This is a genomic window from Parasphingorhabdus sp. W113 (genome assembly GCF_055693205.1).
Genome location: NZ_CM146328.1, coordinates 337971 through 354179 on the forward strand (window position 1 = coordinate 337971; position 16209 = coordinate 354179).

Annotated in this window: 11 protein-coding genes and 1 pseudogene; 10 read left to right on the forward strand and 2 right to left on the reverse strand. The window is 59.8% G+C overall.

Annotated features, from left to right (window positions below; genetic code table 11):
- Positions 1 to 79: 79 nt before the first annotated feature.
- From ACZ1GS_RS01540 to bchO, 5 genes are all read left to right on the forward strand, one after another.
- Positions 80 to 2839, forward strand: coding sequence for a TonB-dependent receptor (locus ACZ1GS_RS01540; protein ID WP_472696741.1), 2760 nt, complete (start codon positions 80 to 82; stop codon positions 2837 to 2839).
- A 115-nt stretch (positions 2840 to 2954) separates the two neighbouring features.
- Positions 2955 to 3590 (forward strand): isochorismatase family protein, encoded by a 636-nt coding sequence (locus ACZ1GS_RS01545; RefSeq protein WP_472696742.1) that lies wholly within the window; start codon positions 2955 to 2957, stop codon positions 3588 to 3590.
- A 54-nt stretch (positions 3591 to 3644) separates the two neighbouring features.
- A complete protein-coding gene (locus tag ACZ1GS_RS01550; protein ID WP_472696743.1) occupies positions 3645 to 4646 on the forward strand; it encodes an ATP-binding protein in 1002 nt (333 codons plus the stop codon).
- Positions 4643 to 6352 (forward strand): magnesium chelatase subunit D, encoded by a 1710-nt coding sequence (locus tag ACZ1GS_RS01555; RefSeq protein WP_472696744.1) that lies wholly within the window; start codon positions 4643 to 4645, stop codon positions 6350 to 6352. Before ACZ1GS_RS01550 ends, ACZ1GS_RS01555 begins: the two co-directional genes overlap by 4 nt.
- A complete protein-coding gene (bchO, locus tag ACZ1GS_RS01560) occupies positions 6349 to 7236 on the forward strand; it encodes an alpha/beta fold hydrolase BchO (RefSeq protein WP_472696745.1) in 888 nt (295 codons plus the stop codon). The genes ACZ1GS_RS01555 and bchO overlap by 4 nt, the downstream gene beginning before the upstream one ends.
- A gap of 177 nt (positions 7237 to 7413) precedes the next feature.
- On the opposite strand, the gene ACZ1GS_RS01565 is transcribed toward bchO, so the two are convergent.
- Positions 7414 to 8340 (reverse strand): hypothetical protein, encoded by a 927-nt coding sequence (locus ACZ1GS_RS01565; RefSeq protein ID WP_472698050.1) that lies wholly within the window; start codon positions 8338 to 8340, stop codon positions 7414 to 7416.
- Positions 8271 to 9839, reverse strand: coding sequence for a 1-hydroxycarotenoid 3,4-desaturase CrtD (gene crtD / locus ACZ1GS_RS01570; protein WP_472696746.1), 1569 nt, complete (start codon positions 9837 to 9839; stop codon positions 8271 to 8273). The genes ACZ1GS_RS01565 and crtD overlap by 70 nt, the downstream gene beginning before the upstream one ends.
- Before the next feature lie 88 nt (positions 9840 to 9927).
- On the opposite strand from crtD, the gene ACZ1GS_RS01575 reads away from it, so the two are divergent.
- The 5 genes and pseudogenes from ACZ1GS_RS01575 (at position 9928) to bchZ (ending at position 16091) form a co-directional block, all read left to right on the forward strand.
- Positions 9928 to 11073 (forward strand): methyltransferase, encoded by a 1146-nt coding sequence (locus ACZ1GS_RS01575; RefSeq protein ID WP_472696747.1) that lies wholly within the window; start codon positions 9928 to 9930, stop codon positions 11071 to 11073.
- Positions 11074 to 11177: 104 nt separating this feature from the next.
- Positions 11178 to 12113, forward strand: coding sequence for a chlorophyll synthesis pathway protein BchC (bchC, locus tag ACZ1GS_RS01580; protein WP_472696748.1), 936 nt, complete (start codon positions 11178 to 11180; stop codon positions 12111 to 12113).
- Positions 12110 to 13093: a chlorophyllide a reductase iron protein subunit X gene (locus ACZ1GS_RS01585; RefSeq protein ID WP_472696749.1), complete on the forward strand. Its 984-nt coding sequence runs from the start codon at positions 12110 to 12112 to the stop codon at positions 13091 to 13093. The genes bchC and ACZ1GS_RS01585 overlap by 4 nt, the downstream gene beginning before the upstream one ends.
- A gap of 21 nt (positions 13094 to 13114) precedes the next feature.
- Complete coding sequence (gene bchY / locus ACZ1GS_RS01590) at positions 13115 to 14647, forward strand: chlorophyllide a reductase subunit Y (RefSeq protein ID WP_472696750.1); 1533 nt, start codon at positions 13115 to 13117, stop codon at positions 14645 to 14647.
- Positions 14644 to 16091 (forward strand): annotated as a pseudogene (bchZ, locus tag ACZ1GS_RS01595) (chlorophyllide a reductase subunit Z). Before bchY ends, bchZ begins: the two are co-directional and overlap by 4 nt.
- Positions 16092 to 16209: the final 118 nt, after the last annotated feature.

Below are 16209 nucleotides of genomic sequence, written 5' to 3' on the forward strand. Positions count from 1 at the left end.
CTTGTCGGGAAAGACCATCATCGAGGCTGTTCCGGCAGGCAGAAGCATCACTGACACTCTAGAGAATCTTGAGGGACTGATGATATATTCCACCGCCCAACTGCCGATGCGCATCCTGTTTGGCGCCGCGCTGTACGCTGGCGCAATCGGATGTCCGGCAAAGGCTCAAAGCGCGCAGGAATCCTCGCCAGAATCGGAGGATCAACAGCCGCTTTATGGCGATGACGATGATGGCGTTATCATCATCGTGACCGGGGTTCGCGCGGGCCTGATCCGCGGTGTGGAACAGAAGCGCGCGGCGGTTGGCGTCGTCGACGCGATTTCGGCGGAAGATATCGGGAAATTTCCGGACCTTAATCTCTCCGAGTCGCTCCAGCGGGTGCCGGGTGTCACATTGAACCGCGGCAGTGGCGGGGAAGGGCAGGCGATCAACCTGCGTGGTCTCGGCCCGGATTTCACCCGGGTTGAAATTAACGGAGTCACGGCCCCGAGCAACGGCACAACCGACATTTTCGGCCTATCGGGGGGCGGGCGCGGGTTCAATTTCGAGATCCTGCCATCCGAACTTTTTACCAATGCCGCCGTGTTCAAGACAGCGAGAGCCCAAGATGTTGAAGGCGGTCTCGCGGGTATTGTCCGTTTGGAGACGGCCAAGCCGCTGGACTATAGTAACTTCAAATTCACAGCGTCGGCGCAGGCTGACTATAGCCAGAATGCGCGCGATCTTGGTGGCCGGGCGGCGGTCTTCGCGAGCTATAATTTCGATGACCGGATGGGTGTGGCCGCATCGCTCGTCTACACGCGCTCACAATTCCAAACCAGCCGCACCGGCGGCTTCAACGTTCGGCCGCTGGCCCAGATCCTGACACCGGCGGCGGCCGCGCTGGCGACGCCGGAGCAATTGGCAGCGCAGGCCACGAATATTCAGCATTACCTGCATGATTTTCAGGACCGGGAGACACTGAGCGGCAGCGGCACCTTCCAGTTTCGCCCGACGGACGCGTTGCTGATCACGGTCACGGGTCTCTATTCCCAACTGGATGCCACCCGTTTGTTCACCCGAGCCGATGCCCCGTCGGAAGGCAATGTCGCCGGTTTTTCCGATCTGGTGATCGAAGACGGGCTGATTGCCGCCGGGACGTTCAGCGGCGTCCAGCAACGCCTGGGTATCAACGACAATTCTTCGAAAGATAAGCTCTACCAGTTTACTGCCGGACTGGACTGGATGCCGGACGACAATTGGACGATCTCGCCCTTTGTCGGATATACCAAGCGCGACATTAAGCGGGTTGGCAATCTGCTATCGATGCGCCGCGCTGATCTGACCACCGGAGCCTTTGTCGATGCCGACGTGTCCTATATCTACCGCGGCGATTTCGTCGACTGGACGACGACGGGCACCGATTTTTCAGCCAATCCAGAAGAATTTTTGCTCAATGTCTTCCTGTTGCGACCGTCGACCGACACCGACAGCGATTGGCAATCGCGCCTGGATGTCGAGCGGAGATTTGATGACAGCGCGCTCCGTGTGATCAATTTTGGGGTGCGCTATGCGAACCGTGAAATTGCCCGGACCGGTGCCGACACGCGGGTGACCGCACTCCCCGGATTTGATCGCCGATTGCTGCCCAGCGTTGCCGATGCCGCGGTCACGCTCGACCCTTTTGATATTAATGGCGCGCCCGCTTCGGTGCCTGGGTCGCTGATCAGCGCTGATCCTGCCCGGTTGCTGGCTTTGTATCTCCCCAATGGAATCGGCGGAGAGCCGGTCACCGGAGCCGCCATTGTTCCGCGTCCGCTGGTCACCGCGCAGCGCAGCTTTGACGTGCAGGAAGAGACCGTCAACGGGTACGGAGAAGTCACATTTGAGGTGGATCGCTTCATCCTGAATGCCGGGGTTCGCTATTTGCGGACCAGGCAGATTTCGCGCGGGTCGCAAATTACCAATGGGGTGGTCTCGCCGATTCAGTTTACCAGCCGCTACTCGGCTTTCCTGCCAAGCATCAGCGCGCGCTATGAGCTGCTCGACGATTTCATCTTGCGCGCGGCCTTTTCGCGGAGCTTGACGCGGGCCGGCCTTGGTGACCTGGCACCCACCGAAACGATCAACGGCATCGATGAAGGGGGTGGCGACGGAACCCAGGGCAATCCCGATCTGGAGCCGTTTACCTCTGACAATATCGATGTCGGAATCGAATATTATTTTGGCGCAGAAGGCTATGTCGCGTTCAACGCTTTTTACAAGAAACTCGACGGTATTATCGATACCGAATCCTTTACTGAACTCCGAACTTTTCCGCGGCAATCGGACAATGTCCTGGTCACGGCCCCGATTGTTTTTACGCGACCGGCCAATGGCGCATCGGCGACGATCAAGGGCTTCGAACTCGCCGGACAATTGCCATTCTCGATATTCACCGATGTCCCGATTCTACGCGATTTCGGTCTTTTCGCTAATTATACCTATGCCGATAGCAGCGCTGATTTTAACGCGGTGGATGATGTCCGCAGCACTGGACTGCCGGGATTGTCGCGAGATAGCGTCAATGCTGCGCTCTATTTTGACAACGGGACGATCGATGCGCGGCTGGCCTATGCCTGGCGTGGCGACTTTCTGCAGGCATTCTCGGGATCCTTCGGCGTGCCGCGATTTCAGGAGCCGTTCGGTCAACTGGATTTTTCGGCCAATATCAACCTGCTCGACAATGTCAGTGTGCAGTTTCAGGCTTTGAACATCAACAGGGAACAGACGGTGTTGACCAGTTCGGTGTTGCGCGCGCCGAATGCGGTGACCCAGAATGACCGTCGTTTTCTGTTCGGAATTCGGATTACACACTGATCCATCGGATCATCCGGCCATCCGACTGGTGGCCATGCCCGCGATGATGCGCTTGCCAAAACCGATGGTCCCATCCATTGTTCCCGGTCTCAAGGGACCGCCAACGGAGCATATTATGGCCGATCTACAGACCTCTTATAGTGCCGCCGGTTTCGGTGGCGAGATTGGCTTTGGCGCCAAACCTGCGGTTATCCTGATCGATGTGGCCAAGGCTTATATTGATCCCGATGCGCCGCTCTATGTCGGGTCGGAAGACGCGTTTCAGGCGATGATCGCGCTCGATGCCATGGCGCGCGCAGCCGGCGTTCCGGTTCTGTACACGCGGGTTGAATTTTGCCCCGGCGGGGCGGACGGCGGATTGTTCTACCAGAAGGTGCAGGCGCTCTCGCTGTTTCAGGCCGGTGAACCGCTAGGGGATTTTGACGACCGATTGAAACCCCGGCCCGGGGATGTTGTGGTCACCAAGCAATATGCCAGTGCCTTTTTCGGAACGACGCTGGCATCCACCCTGAACGCCATGCGGATCGACACTTGCCTGATGGCCGGATTTTCGACATCCGGTTGCGTGCGGGCGACGACGCTGGATGCGTTGCAACACGGTTTTCGGCCGATTGTGGTGACCGAAGCCTGCGGAGACCGGGCGCCAGAGGTGCAGGCGGCCAATCTGTTCGATCTTGGTCAGAAATATGCCGACTTGCACAATCTGGATGCCGTACAGCGCTATTTTGATCAGCTAAATCCAGCCGATTGACCCCAATCTTGAGGAGACAGTTGCGCGGTGGGTGTCTTGTGCTAGGGTTTTGCCATGGCAGCTTTTCCTTTTAGTGCAATTGTCGGTCAGGATGAGATGAAGCTTGCTCTGCTCGTGGCCGCGGTGGATGCGCGCATTGGCGGAGTCATGATCTTTGGCGATCGCGGCACCGGGAAATCCACCGCTGCGCGCGCACTGGCTGCGACCTTGCCGCCGATCAGGATGGTCGAGCATTGCCGGTTCAATTGCGAGCCTGACAATCGCGGTACCTGCCCCGATCCCTGCACCAGCAAACGGGTTCGCAAGGTGGCGGTGCCTTTTGTCGATCTGCCGCTCGGGTCAACCGAAGACCGTGTTCTCGGTACGCTCGATCTGGAGCGCGCGCTGGCCCATGGCGAGAAGCGGTTCGAACCCGGTTTGCTGGCCAAGGCTCATCGCGGGTTTCTCTACATTGACGAGATTAACCTGCTCGAGGATCATGTGGTGGATCTGTTGCTCGATGTCGCGGCATCCGGTGAAAATCTGGTCGAGCGCGATGGCTTGAGCATCAAGCATGCGGCGCGTTTCGTCCTGATCGGCAGCGGCAATCCTGAAGAAGGCGAGCTGCGCCCGCAATTGCTCGACCGTTTTGGTTTGTCGGTTGAAGTCCGCACGCCCGAAGCGATTGAGGAGCGCGTCGAGATTATGCGCCGCTGTGATGCCCAGGAACGCAATTCGGAAAAGTTCGCGGCAAAATGGAAGGCCGAGGATGGCAAGATTTTGCGCCAGATCGCCCGCGCCAAGAAGGCAATCGGAGATGTGAAGACATCGGCCAGAATATTGAAAGATACGGCGAGCCTTTGCAAAGCGGTCGGAGCGGATGGCCTGCGGGGAGAATTGACCCTGATGCGTGGGGCCCGCGCGCTGGCTGCCTTGCAAGGGGACAAGACCGTCGACCGGAATCATCTCAAGGCGATGGCGCCGCTGGCGTTGCGCCATCGACTGCGCCGGGATGTCCTCGATGAAACGGGATCCACGGTCCGGATTGAGCGGGCGCTGGAAGAGCTGTTCGGTTGAACCGGACGGCCGAGAGCGACGCGGCACTCGCCGATGCGATCCTCGCCGGACATATTTTCCTGCAAAATCCCAAGCTATTCGGCGGGCTCTGCTTGCGTGGTTTCGGACCCGTACGCGAGGCTTTTGTGGCAAGCCTGAAAAGCGCGATGACGGGCGTCCGGCCGGTGTTCAAACTGCCGATCAATGTGGACGGGGAGCGGTTGCTCGGGGGCGTTGATCTGACCGCGACTTTGGCTCGTGGCCGCAAGGTGGAGCGCCCCGGATTGATCACGCAGGCACAAGGCGGCGTGCTGATCGTGCCGATGGCAGACCGGATGGCGGAGGATGTCGCGGCCCATCTCGCCCAGGCGCTCGATATTGGTGATCTGGCCATCCTGTTGCTGGATGATTCCTGCGAAGGGGAGGAAGGGCCACCATCGGTGTTGATGGAACGGATCGCCTTTCATTGCGACCTATCCAAGGCCAGAACGGCGGAGCCAATATCGGTCGGTCCCGGTGGCAATCCGGGCAAGGTCAAGCCGCTGACTCAGAAGCAGAGAGGTGCGCTTGCCGCCACGGCGGCAGCGCTGGGTATCGCTTCGGTGCGGCCGTTGCTCTTTGCCCAGAATGCAGCGCGTGGCAGCGCGGCGCTTGCTGACCAGAACGTGGTTGATGATGACGATATTGCAGCGGCGGTGCGGCTGGTGTTCGCGCCGCGGGCCATGCAATTGCCGGCGGCGGAAGAACCGCCCGAACCACCTTCGCCCGAGGCACCACCGCCGGAAAACGACAGCGATGACGGCGACCGGGAAGACCAACAGGACAGTCAGCAAGACCTCCCGCTGGAGGATCTCCTGCTCGCTGCGGCGACGGCTGCGATCCCGCCGGATATCCTCAGTCGTCTGGATGATCCTGCGCGGACGGCGGGCAAAGGTCCGGCGGGCCGATCGGGTCAGAAGCGCAAGTCAAAAAAGCGCGGCCGTCCGCTGGGAGCCCGGCCTGGTATTCCGGGTAACGGTCAACGTCTGGCATTGATCGACAGTTTGCGCGCGGCCGCGCCGTGGCAGACCATCCGCCGTCAGGCCGCTGGAGAGACGGACCGCCGATCGGTGCACATACGCAAGGCGGATCTGCGGGTCCGCCATTTCGAGCAGCGCCGCGAAAGCCTGACCATTTTTGCCGTCGACGCGTCCGGTTCATCGGCGCTGTCGCGATTGGCCGAAGCCAAGGGCGCGGTCGAACTGATGCTGGCCGAAGCCTATGTCAAACGGTCGCAAGTCGCATTGATTGCTTTCCGGCAAACCGCGGCGGAAATATTGCTCCCGCCAACCCGTTCGCTGACGCGCGCGAGACGGGCGTTGGGCGCCTTGCCTGGCGGCGGTGGGACGCCGCTTGCCGCCGGACTGGTTGCTGCACGACAATTGGCTGAAGCCGCCCAAAAACGCGGCCAGACGCCGACCATCGCCTTGCTCACCGATGGCAAAGGCAATGTGAAGCTGGACGGCACGCCGGGGCGCAAGGCGGCGCGGGAGGAAACCGAACAAGCGGCGCGGATGATTGCCGGGCAGGGGATAAACTGCATCGTGCTGGACATATCGCCACGACCCCGCGAAGAGGCTGCGCAACTGGCGGCTATGGTGAACGGGCGCTACCTGCCCTTGCCCCATGCCCAAAGCGCCGCGATGGTCGAGGCCATTGAAAGCGTGAACAGGGAGCACAGCCGATGAGCAGACGCTATCCGGAATGGCAGATCGAAGGCGTCGACTGGCCCAACCACGCGGCCAGCCGGTTCGTCAAGGCGGATGGCTATAACTGGCACGTACAGATCATGGGCAAGAAGGGGCCGGTTTGCCTGTTGTTACACGGGACCGGTGCCGCCACCCATAGCTGGCGCGATATCATGCCGCTGCTTGCGGCCAACCATCAGGTCGTCGCCATTGATCTGCCGGGCCATGGGTTCACCAAGCCAACGGTGCAAAGACGCGTGAACTTGCCCGCGATGGCACAATCGCTGGCGATTTTGTTGGAGACAATGGAGACCAGGCCGGACCTGATTGTCGGGCACTCGGCCGGTGCCGCCATCGGGGCGCAGATGTTGCTCGACAATGATTGGGCGGTGCCTCTGATCGGTTTCACGCCCGCGCTGATGCCATTCCCGGGCCTGGCGGCCAAACTGTTTCCACAGCTTGCGAAAATGCTGTTCACCAATCCGTTTGTGGCGCGAATTTTTGCCCGCATGGCCCGCTATCCGGGGGAGACGGGCAAGTTTCTCCGGCGATCGACCGGGTCACGCATTGATGCCACCGGAGTGGATTATTACCAGCGACTGTTCAGTCGGCCAGGGCATTGTGACGGGGCCATCCGGATGATGGCCAATTGGGACCTTGAACCCCTGCGGGACCACCTGGGTGCGCTCGTCAGTCCGGTCCTGTTGGTGCATGGCGAAAAAGACAGCGCGATTCCCAAGTCTGCGGTTGTCGATGCGGCGCGGCTCATGCCCGATTGTGATCTGCATGAGATTATCGGTCTCGGCCATCTGGCGCATGAGGAGGACCCCGATCAGGCTGTCGCGATCATTGAGGAATTTGCGAAAAAGCATCGGAAGCGATAAACTGCCGGGTGCGAGGAGAATGTCATGGAAACGAGCCCGTGGGACAATCTGGGATTTATCGAGATCATCTTCTCCGGGGCCGTGGCTCTCGGATTCGGTTTCTGGCAGCTGTGGTCAGTCAATCGCGAAATCGCGAAAGACAAGGAAAAGGCGGCGGCGAAAGAGCAATCAGGCGACCTAGCTGGAGACCGAGCCACCGGTGGCTCGGGGCATCTTGTAGGGGAGCATGCGCTGGACGATGGGCCAGATAAGCCGGTTTAGCGAAATGCTTTCCTGAACGGCGACGACGGGCTTCCCGTAAAGCCGCATCGCCAGCGCGGACCGCGCGTAGAAGGGCGAATCTTCCCAGGTCTTGATCACCGACGCGTGCCCGCGATCAGCGCGGGTTTGCCGTTCCATTCCCCACCATGTGCGCGGCAGCGGTGCCACCAGCGGCAGTGGGTCCTCAATTGGCGTGCCCGACCGATCAAAGCGCAGCGCACTGGCAAAGTGACTGCCGTCGCGCCGTTGGCCTTCATAGCTGACCATCACTTCAGAACCGACATGGGCCCGCGACCAGTGCCAGCTTTGGAATCCGTCCTCGATCGGTTCGCTACCGTGATTTCCATCGAGATATCCGCTGCCAGTCCAGGAGATATCCGGACGATCCATCTTGACCGAAATGCGAGCTTTCGGGGCAATCGTATGCCAGCGATGCTTGCCTTGCGGATCGAGCCGGAACGCGCGGGTGTTGAGCATTTCCGGTTCCAGAACGATCTGGCCTTTGACTCGCCGCCGCCATGGAATGCCGAGACGGATGTCCCGCTCTTCAATGTCGATGATCAGCCGGTCCTTGTCCCAGCGCATGGCGCTCGGGCCGATGGTCAGCATGTCCCGCTCCTGCTCGACATCCTGCTGGCCGCGCTCGGTCATCACCCAGCGGGAACTGCCCGGTCCGTAAAGCGCGATGTTGAGGCACGTGTGGTCGAGCGGGTTGTCGCGGCCCGATCGCTTGTAATAGGGAGAAAAAACACTGCCGATAAACCCGATGATGGTCAGCCCAAAGCGTTGGTCATCGCTGAGCGCGTCGACATACCACCAGCGATAGCCTTGCGGTGGTACCAGCGTGTCGAAATATGGTCGGACAGCACAGCTTCGCTCGCGCGCTGCCCCGACAAGGCGGCCATCGGCACGCCGGCCCCCGGATGGGTCGCCCCGCCCGCGCAATAAAGCCCACGGATCCGAGTCCGGCACCCGGGGCGGAGGAAGGATGCCGCCCATCCGTGCGAAGCCCGTCCATAAAGGGCTCCACCCGTCGCCGGAAACAGCTGCGCGAAATCTCTGGGTGTGACCAGACGGTGCGGCAACGGATGATCCAGTTCGAGGCCGCATCGTTCCAGACGGTTCCGCAGATTCGCTGTGCATGTCTCTCTCTCCTTGGCATCGTAGGTCTTGCTGTCCCCATTGGCCGGGGCATTGACGATAATTTGCAGGCGTTCCGCCGCGCCATCAGGCGGCGTCCCCGCGCCACGATCCAGTCCGCACACATAGGCGGTGGGATTGCGCGGCACTTCGCCGCGTCCGATCTGGTCAAATTCTGCGCGATAGTCTGGCGAGAAAAAGACATTGTGATGGTCGAGCGCAAAGCCACTGGTTCGGGTTTTGGCCATCCACACCATTGCGGACAGGGATCTGTGCCTGACAGGTGTCGGACGGACCGCCTGTTTGACTGCTGCTCCGAACAATCCGGAACCCAGTGCAGAGGGATCCGCGTTGCAGATGACTGCACTGGCAGACAGATGTTCGCCACTGGCCATGTCGATACCGGAGACCTTTCGGTTTCCGGTCCGAATCGCTTTCACGGATTCGCCATAGCGAAACCGCGCGCCATTTTGCCGGGCGACGGTCTCGAGCGCTGCTGCCAAGGCATTCATGCCGCCGTCAATCTTCCAGACGCCTTGTGATTCGACATGGGCAATCAGCATCAGGGTTGCTGGTGTGCGAAACGGCGATGATCCGCAATAAGTCGTATAACGACCGAAAAGTTGCTGCAGTCTGGGGTCTTCGAAATGCTCTCCGAGCACCTTCCACAGGCTTTCATAAGGCCGGATCGCTAGCAATGCGCCGACCCGCCAGAGACCGATGCGCCACATCAGACCCGGCGGATAGGTCTTGGTCCGCTTCAGGAAAGGCTGGTCAAGAATGTCATGGATCCGTTTCGCCTCGGCGGAAAAGCTTTGAAAACCCGCCGCCGCCTTGGCTCCGGCAAACTGACCGATGGCATCGATATTTTTCGCGGGATCAGCGAACAAATCGAGTCGCTCATTCTCGCCCCAGGCATGGCGGGCGAGCCGGTCCGCACGATGCAGCGTCAGATAGTCGTCGGTCCGAGCCCCGGCAGCGGTGAAAATCGCATCGATAACCGGCCGCATGGTGAAAACTGTCGGCCCTGCGTCGACAGCGGCTCCTTGCACATCCAGTTGCCGAATTTTACCGCCCGGCTGGTTTTCCTTTTCCACAACGGTCACCGGAATGCCGCGCGCCGATAGCAGCGCGGCGCTCACCAGGCCGCCGATTCCGGCTCCGATAATGATCGTCTGGTCGGTGTTTGCCGTCTCTGCCACAGCGGTTTGTGATGCTCCTTTGTATTCTCAAGGCCAGTTTCAGTTTGACGCAAAGCTATCAGAAGTCCATCTCAATAGACATAATAATATGTCTGAAAATATTGACTTTGATGATCAAGCCTTGGGCTGGAAGACGCGATGGGTGCTCCGTCGGAACCGGATATTGGGCAGCGCCCGCTTTCAGCGCTGGGCAGCAAAAACACCTATTTTCCGGACGGTTGCCCGGCGCAAGGCGGCGCACCAATTCGATCTAGTGGCTGGATTTGTCTACACTCAGATACTCTATGTTTACGTCCGCTCGGGACTGCTCATGCATCTCAAGGACGCGTTGCGCACACCCCAGGAAATCGCCAGCCTGATTGGATTTGAACCAGCGGCGACCGACCGAATCCTGCGCGCTGGTGCGGCGCTCAGAATCGCCGAGTCGCCCCAATCGGGATGTTGGACATTGGGCGAAGAGGGCGCTTCGCTGTCAGCCAATGCCGGTGCCATGGCGATGATCATCCATCATCAGCTGCTCTATGAGGATCTGGCCGATCCCTTCGCTCTGTTGTCGCGTAAGGGCGAGCAGAGCAGCAAGCTGGCGGCCTTCTGGTCTTATGCTGGCGATCCCCAAAAGCCAGGGTCGGTTGACAGCGATGACCAGAGCTATTCCAACCTTATGGCGGCCACGCAACCGATGATCTGGCAGCAGATTCTGGGGCGTTATGATTTTGCAAGACATGACAGGATGCTGGATATCGGCGGCGGATCCGGTGCCTTTGTGGAGGCCGTCGGCACCGCGAATGAAGCGCTCGAGCTGGGGGTTTTTGATCTGGCGGCTGTTGCTCCGCTGGCCCGTGAACGCTTTGCCGGTTCGCCCATGGAAAAGCGGGTGTCGCTGGTTCCTGGGAGCTTCAAGACGGATGCGATTCCCGGCGGTTATGATTTGATCACGCTAATCCGCATTTTGCATGACCATGACGATCCGGTTGTGCGCGATCTGTTGGTGGCAATTCATCGCGCCTTGCCACGCAACGGCCGCCTGCTGATTGTCGAGCCGATGGCGGAAACGGCTGGAGCCGAGGCCATGGGAGATGCCTATTTCGGGCTCTATTTGTGGGCAATGGGATCGGGCTGGCCGCGGTCCTTTTCGGAAAATTGCAAACTGCTGTCAGAGGCCGGATTTTCCAGACTGACCGAAGTCAAAACGCCCTTGCCGATCATTGCCCGAGCCCTTGTCGCCGAAAAATGACTCCAAAGTGTCCAAATAAGTTGACATATCATAGTGTTTCTATAGTTTGACACTTTATCGGAGTCTCCCCTTTTTGCAGGGAGGCCGTAAGAGAGAGGGGTCTTTTGCTAACGTCCGCCATCATTCTCGATGCACCAGGCAGTCTTTCGATGCGGCATACCGCATTGAACCCCATGGAAGCGGGGGATGTCGCGGTTGAAATCCATTGGAGCGGAATCAGCACAGGCACCGAAAAGCTGCTCTGGACAGGCAAGATGCCGAATTTTCCGGGCATGGGTTATCCCCTTGTACCGGGTTATGAATCGGTCGGCCGAGTCGTCGAAGCCGGTTCCGATGCGCAAGATCGCATCGGCGAGTGGGTCTTCGTCCCCGGGGCCAGTTGCTATCGCGATGCGCGCGGCCTGTTTGGCGGTTCGGCGCGCCGGGTCATAGTGGCGTCAGCCCGGGCTTTGCCGGTGTCTGAAAAATTTGCCCAAGACGGAATATTATACGCGCTGGCGGCCACAGCCTTGCACGCCATTAGTCACGGCGAACCGCCGGAGCTGATTGTCGGTCATGGCGTCCTCGGGCGTTTGCTGGCACGGCTTACCATCGCTGCCGGGGCACCAGCGCCGGTGGTTTGGGACACCAACACCGCGCGTCAGGATGGCGCGACTGGCTATCAGGTGATTCATCCCGATGATGACGACCGCCATGATTATGGCCATATCTACGATGTCAGTGGTGATGCCGGGTCGATCGAAGCGTTTATTGGTCGTCTGGCCAAGGGTGGCGAACTCGTCCTCGCCGGCTTTTATATGGACCCCATTCAATTCGCCTTTCCTCCGGCGTTTCAGCGCGAGGCACGCTTGCGTATCGCCGCGGAATGGCAGCCGGACGATCTGGCGTCGGTCGATGCGCTGATCGCAACCGACGCGCTCGACCTGTCCGGTCTGATCACCGATATCGCGCCCGCTGCCAAAGCGGAGACGGCTTATCCCGAAGCTTTTGAAAATCCTGACTGCCTGAAAATGGTGCTCGACTGGAGAGATTGTGAATGACCATGCTTGATGTTGATGCGCTGCGCGAAGAGGCCGCTATTGAACCGGATCCCGTGCCCACGGGTGAAGTGAAGAAAGAGACACAGGTCATCGCCATCTACGGCAAGGGCGGCTCGGGGAAGAGCTTCGCTCTGTCCAACCTCAGCTATATGATGGCGCAGCAGGGCAAGCGGGTCTTGCTGATCGGCTGTGATCCCAAATCCGATACGACCTCCTTGCTCTTCGGTGGCAAAAGCTGTCCGACGATTATCGAAACCTCCTCGAAGAAAAAGCTCGCTGGCGAAGAGGTTTCCATCGAGGATGTCTGCTTCCAGCGCGATGGCGTGTTTGCCATGGAGCTCGGCGGTCCCGAAGTTGGTCGCGGTTGCGGCGGACGCGGGATTATTCACGGGTTCGAACTGCTCGAAAAGCTCGGCTTTCACGAATGGGGCTTTGACTATGTCCTGCTCGATTTTCTCGGCGACGTGGTCTGTGGCGGCTTCGGTCTGCCGATTGCCCGCGACATGTGCCAGAAGGTGATCGTTGTCGGCTCAAACGACATGCAGTCCCTCTATGTTGCCAATAATGTCTGCAAGGCGGTGGAATATTTCCGCAAAATGGGCGGCAATGTCGGCGTTGCCGGGATGATCATCAACAAAGATGATGGCACTGGTGAAGCGCAGGGCTTCGCGGACGCCGTCGATATTCCGGTGCTGACCGCGATTCCGGCCAATGAAGATATCCGTCGCAAGTCCGCCAATTACCAGATTGTCGGAACACCGGGCAGCGAATGGGGCGGTCTGTTCGAGGAGCTCGCCACCAATGTTGCCGAAGCGCCGCCGAGACAGCCCAAGCCCTTGGAGCAAGATGGCCTGCTTGGTTTGTTCTCACCGGAAGAAACCGGCGGCGCGATCCAGTTGGTCCCTGCCACTCAGGCCGACATGCGCGGCGGCACCTACGAAGAAAAACCGTCGCTTGAAGTGATTTACGATGAGGTGTGATGCGTGACTGACGAGACGACCATGACAGCAAAAGCCCGCGCGCCGGATCGCATTGATCTGTCGTCACCGGCTGCTCCCGAAGCAGACGGTAGCGGGTGTCATGGTGGTGCAGAGACGATGCGCGAGGCGGCGAAGAAAGCCGGCAAGACGGAAATTCTCGAACAATATGAAAAAGACTATCCGGTGGGTCCCCATGACCAGCCGCAGTCCATGTGCCCGGCCTTTGGTTCGCTGCGCGTCGGTTTACGGATGCGACGCACGGCGACGATTCTGTCGGGTTCGGCCTGCTGTGTTTACGGCCTGACCTTCACCTCGCATTTTTACGGCGCGCGGCGCAGCGTCGGCTATGTCCCGTTCAGCTCGGAAACGCTGGTTACCGGCAAGCTGTTCGAAGATATCAAGGAAGCGGTCGAGCAGATGGCCGATCCCGAGAAATATGACACGATCGTGGTCACCAACCTGTGTGTGCCGACCGCCAGCGGTGTGCCGTTGCGGTTGCTCCCTGACGCTATAAACGGCGTGCGCATTGTCGGCATTGATGTGCCCGGCTTTGGTGTGCCGACCCATGCCGAGGCCAAGGATGTCCTGGCTGGCGCGATGCTTAAATATGCGCGGGAAGAAGCGGAGCAGGGACCGGTTGCGGCGCCTACCGAGCGCGCGGACAAGCCCTCTGTTACCCTGCTTGGCGAAATGTTCCCGGCCGACCCGGTCGGGATCGGCCAGATGCTCGCGCCGCTGGGCCTGGCCGCTGGACCGGTTGTGCCGACGCGCGAATGGCGAGAGCTCTACACGGCGCTTGATGGGGCGGTGATTGCCGCGATACATCCGTTCTACACCGCCAGCATCCGAGAATTTGAAGCCGCCGGCCGCAAGGTTGTCGGCTCTGCCCCGGTGGGTCGCGACGGCACCGCTGCGTGGCTGGAAGCGATTGGCCAGGCCACTGGCGCCAGCGCCGACCAGATTGCCGCCGCGCAAAATGCCATGTTGCCGGCCATTGACGGTGCGCTCAGCGCCATGCCGATCAAGGGGCGAATCACCGTCTCGGGCTATGAAGGGTCCGAATTGCTGGTTGCGCGTTTGCTGATCGAAAGCGGAGCGGATGTGCCCTATGTTGGTACCGCCTGTCCGCAGACAAAATGGTCAGATCCCGACCGGCAGTGGCTCGAAGCCAAAGGCGTTCGGGTCAATTATCGCGCCAGCCTTGAAGAGGATATTGCTGCGGTCGAAGAATTCGGACCCAATCTGTCGATCGGTACAACGCCGGTGGTGCAGCATGCCAAGGCAAAGGCCATTCCGGCGCTCTATTTCACAAATTTGATTTCCGCCCGTCCGCTGATGGGGCCGGCCGGGGCCGGCAGTCTCGCGCAGGTGGTCAATGCGGCGATGGGCAACAAGGAGCGCTTCGATCGCATGACCGCTTTCTTCGAAGGCGTTGGCGAAGGCCATACAGCCGGCATCTGGGAAGATACGCCGACCGATCGACCCAAATTCAAAAAGAAATATGCCGCGCAAAACGCTGCTGCCGCCAAGGCCGCAGAGGCGGTTGGATCATGACGTTGATACTCGATCATGACCGCGCGGGCGGCTATTGGGGCGCGGTTTACGCGTTTACCGCGATCAAGGGCCTGCAGGTCATTATCGATGGCCCGGTCGGATGCGAAAATCTTCCGGTGACTTCGGTCTTGCATTATACCGACGGTCTGCCGCCGCATGAATTGCCGATTGTCGTCACCGGTCTCGGCGAGGAAGAGCTCGGCAAGACCGGCACCGAAGGCGCAATGAAGCGGGCGTGGAAATCGCTCGACCCCGATCTGCCAGCCGTTGTCGTGACGGGCTCGATTGCCGAGATGATCGGCGGCGGCGTAACCCCCGAAGGCACCAATATCAAACGCTTCCTGCCGCGCACGATTGACGAGGATCAGTGGCAATCAGAAGATCGCGCCTTGTCCTGGCTGTGGACCGAATTCGGGCCCAAGAAAATGCCCAAGCCAAAGGCCCTGAAAGACGGCGAAAAGCCCAAGGTCAATATTATCGGACCGTCTTATGGCATGTTCAATATGCCGTCCGATGTGGCAGAGATTCGCCGCCTGATCGAAGGCCTCGGCGCGGAAGTGAATATGGTTTTCCCCTTGGGCAGCCATCTCGCCGACATCCGCCAACTGGCCAATGCGTCGGTCAATATCTGCATGTATCGGGAATTTGGCCGCAATCTTTGCGAGCTGCTCGAGCGGCCTTATTTGCAGGCTCCCGTGGGCCTCGACTCGACGACAAAATTCCTGCGTCAGCTGGGAGAATTGACCGGCCTTGATGCCGAACCGTTTATCGAAAAAGAAAAGCATACGACCATCAAGCCGCTGTGGGATCTGTGGCGCTCGGTCACCCAGGACTTTTTCGGCACCGCCAATTTTGGCATCGTCGCCAATGAGACTTATGCCCGCGAATCCGCAATTTCCTTGAAAATGACATGGGCCTGCCCTGTGCATTTTCCTTTAGCCACACCGCTGGCGTCAAGCCGGACAATCAGGCGGTACGCGATGCCATTTTCGACAATCCGCCGCTGGTGGTTTTCGGCAGCTATAACGAACGCATGTACATGGCCGAAGCCAATGCGCGCGGCATGTACATACCGGCTTCTTTTCCCGGCGCCGCGATCCGCCGGCACACTGGCACGCCTTATATGGGTTATTCCGGCGCGACCTATCTTGTGCAGGAAGTCTGTAACGCGCTGTTCGATGCGCTGTTCCATATCCTGCCCCTGTCGACTCAGATGGATGCTGGCGAAGCAACCCCGGCGCGCCATCCCGAGGCGCCGCTCGACTGGGATACGGATGCCAAGGAAAAACTCGACGCAATTGTCGAAGCGCAACCGGTGCTGGTGCGTATCTCGGCAGCCAAGAACCTGCGCGATGCAGCCGAGCGGCAGGCCCGCCGTGCTGGCGAGAAAACCGTTTCCGCGGACCGCCTTGCGGCCGCCTTACTTCAAGGAGCGAACGCATGAACCGCTCCCGATATTCGTCAGGCCCTGGCCTGATGTCCGCAACCTTAACGGCAATGGGTGTCGTCAAGGCAATACCCGTGGGAGGCGCCTCTGGCGACTTGCTTGGGGCTAAACTGGA

Bases quoted from the DNA above. Each gene is read 5' to 3' on its own strand.
- ACZ1GS_RS01540 (WP_472696741.1), top strand. From the start codon at position 80: ATGATATATTCCACCGCCCAACTGCCGATGCGCATCCTGTTTGGCGCC.
- ACZ1GS_RS01545 (WP_472696742.1), top strand. From the start codon at position 2,955: ATGGCCGATCTACAGACCTCTTATAGTGCCGCCGGTTTCGGTGGCGAG.
- ACZ1GS_RS01550 (WP_472696743.1), top strand. From the start codon at position 3,645: ATGGCAGCTTTTCCTTTTAGTGCAATTGTCGGTCAGGATGAGATGAAG.
- bchO (WP_472696745.1), top strand. From the start codon at position 6,349: ATGAGCAGACGCTATCCGGAATGGCAGATCGAAGGCGTCGACTGGCCC.
- ACZ1GS_RS01575 (WP_472696747.1), top strand. From the start codon at position 9,928: ATGTCTGAAAATATTGACTTTGATGATCAAGCCTTGGGCTGGAAGACG.
- ACZ1GS_RS01585 (WP_472696749.1), top strand. From the start codon at position 12,110: ATGACCATGCTTGATGTTGATGCGCTGCGCGAAGAGGCCGCTATTGAA.
- bchY (WP_472696750.1), top strand. From the start codon at position 13,115: ATGACAGCAAAAGCCCGCGCGCCGGATCGCATTGATCTGTCGTCACCG.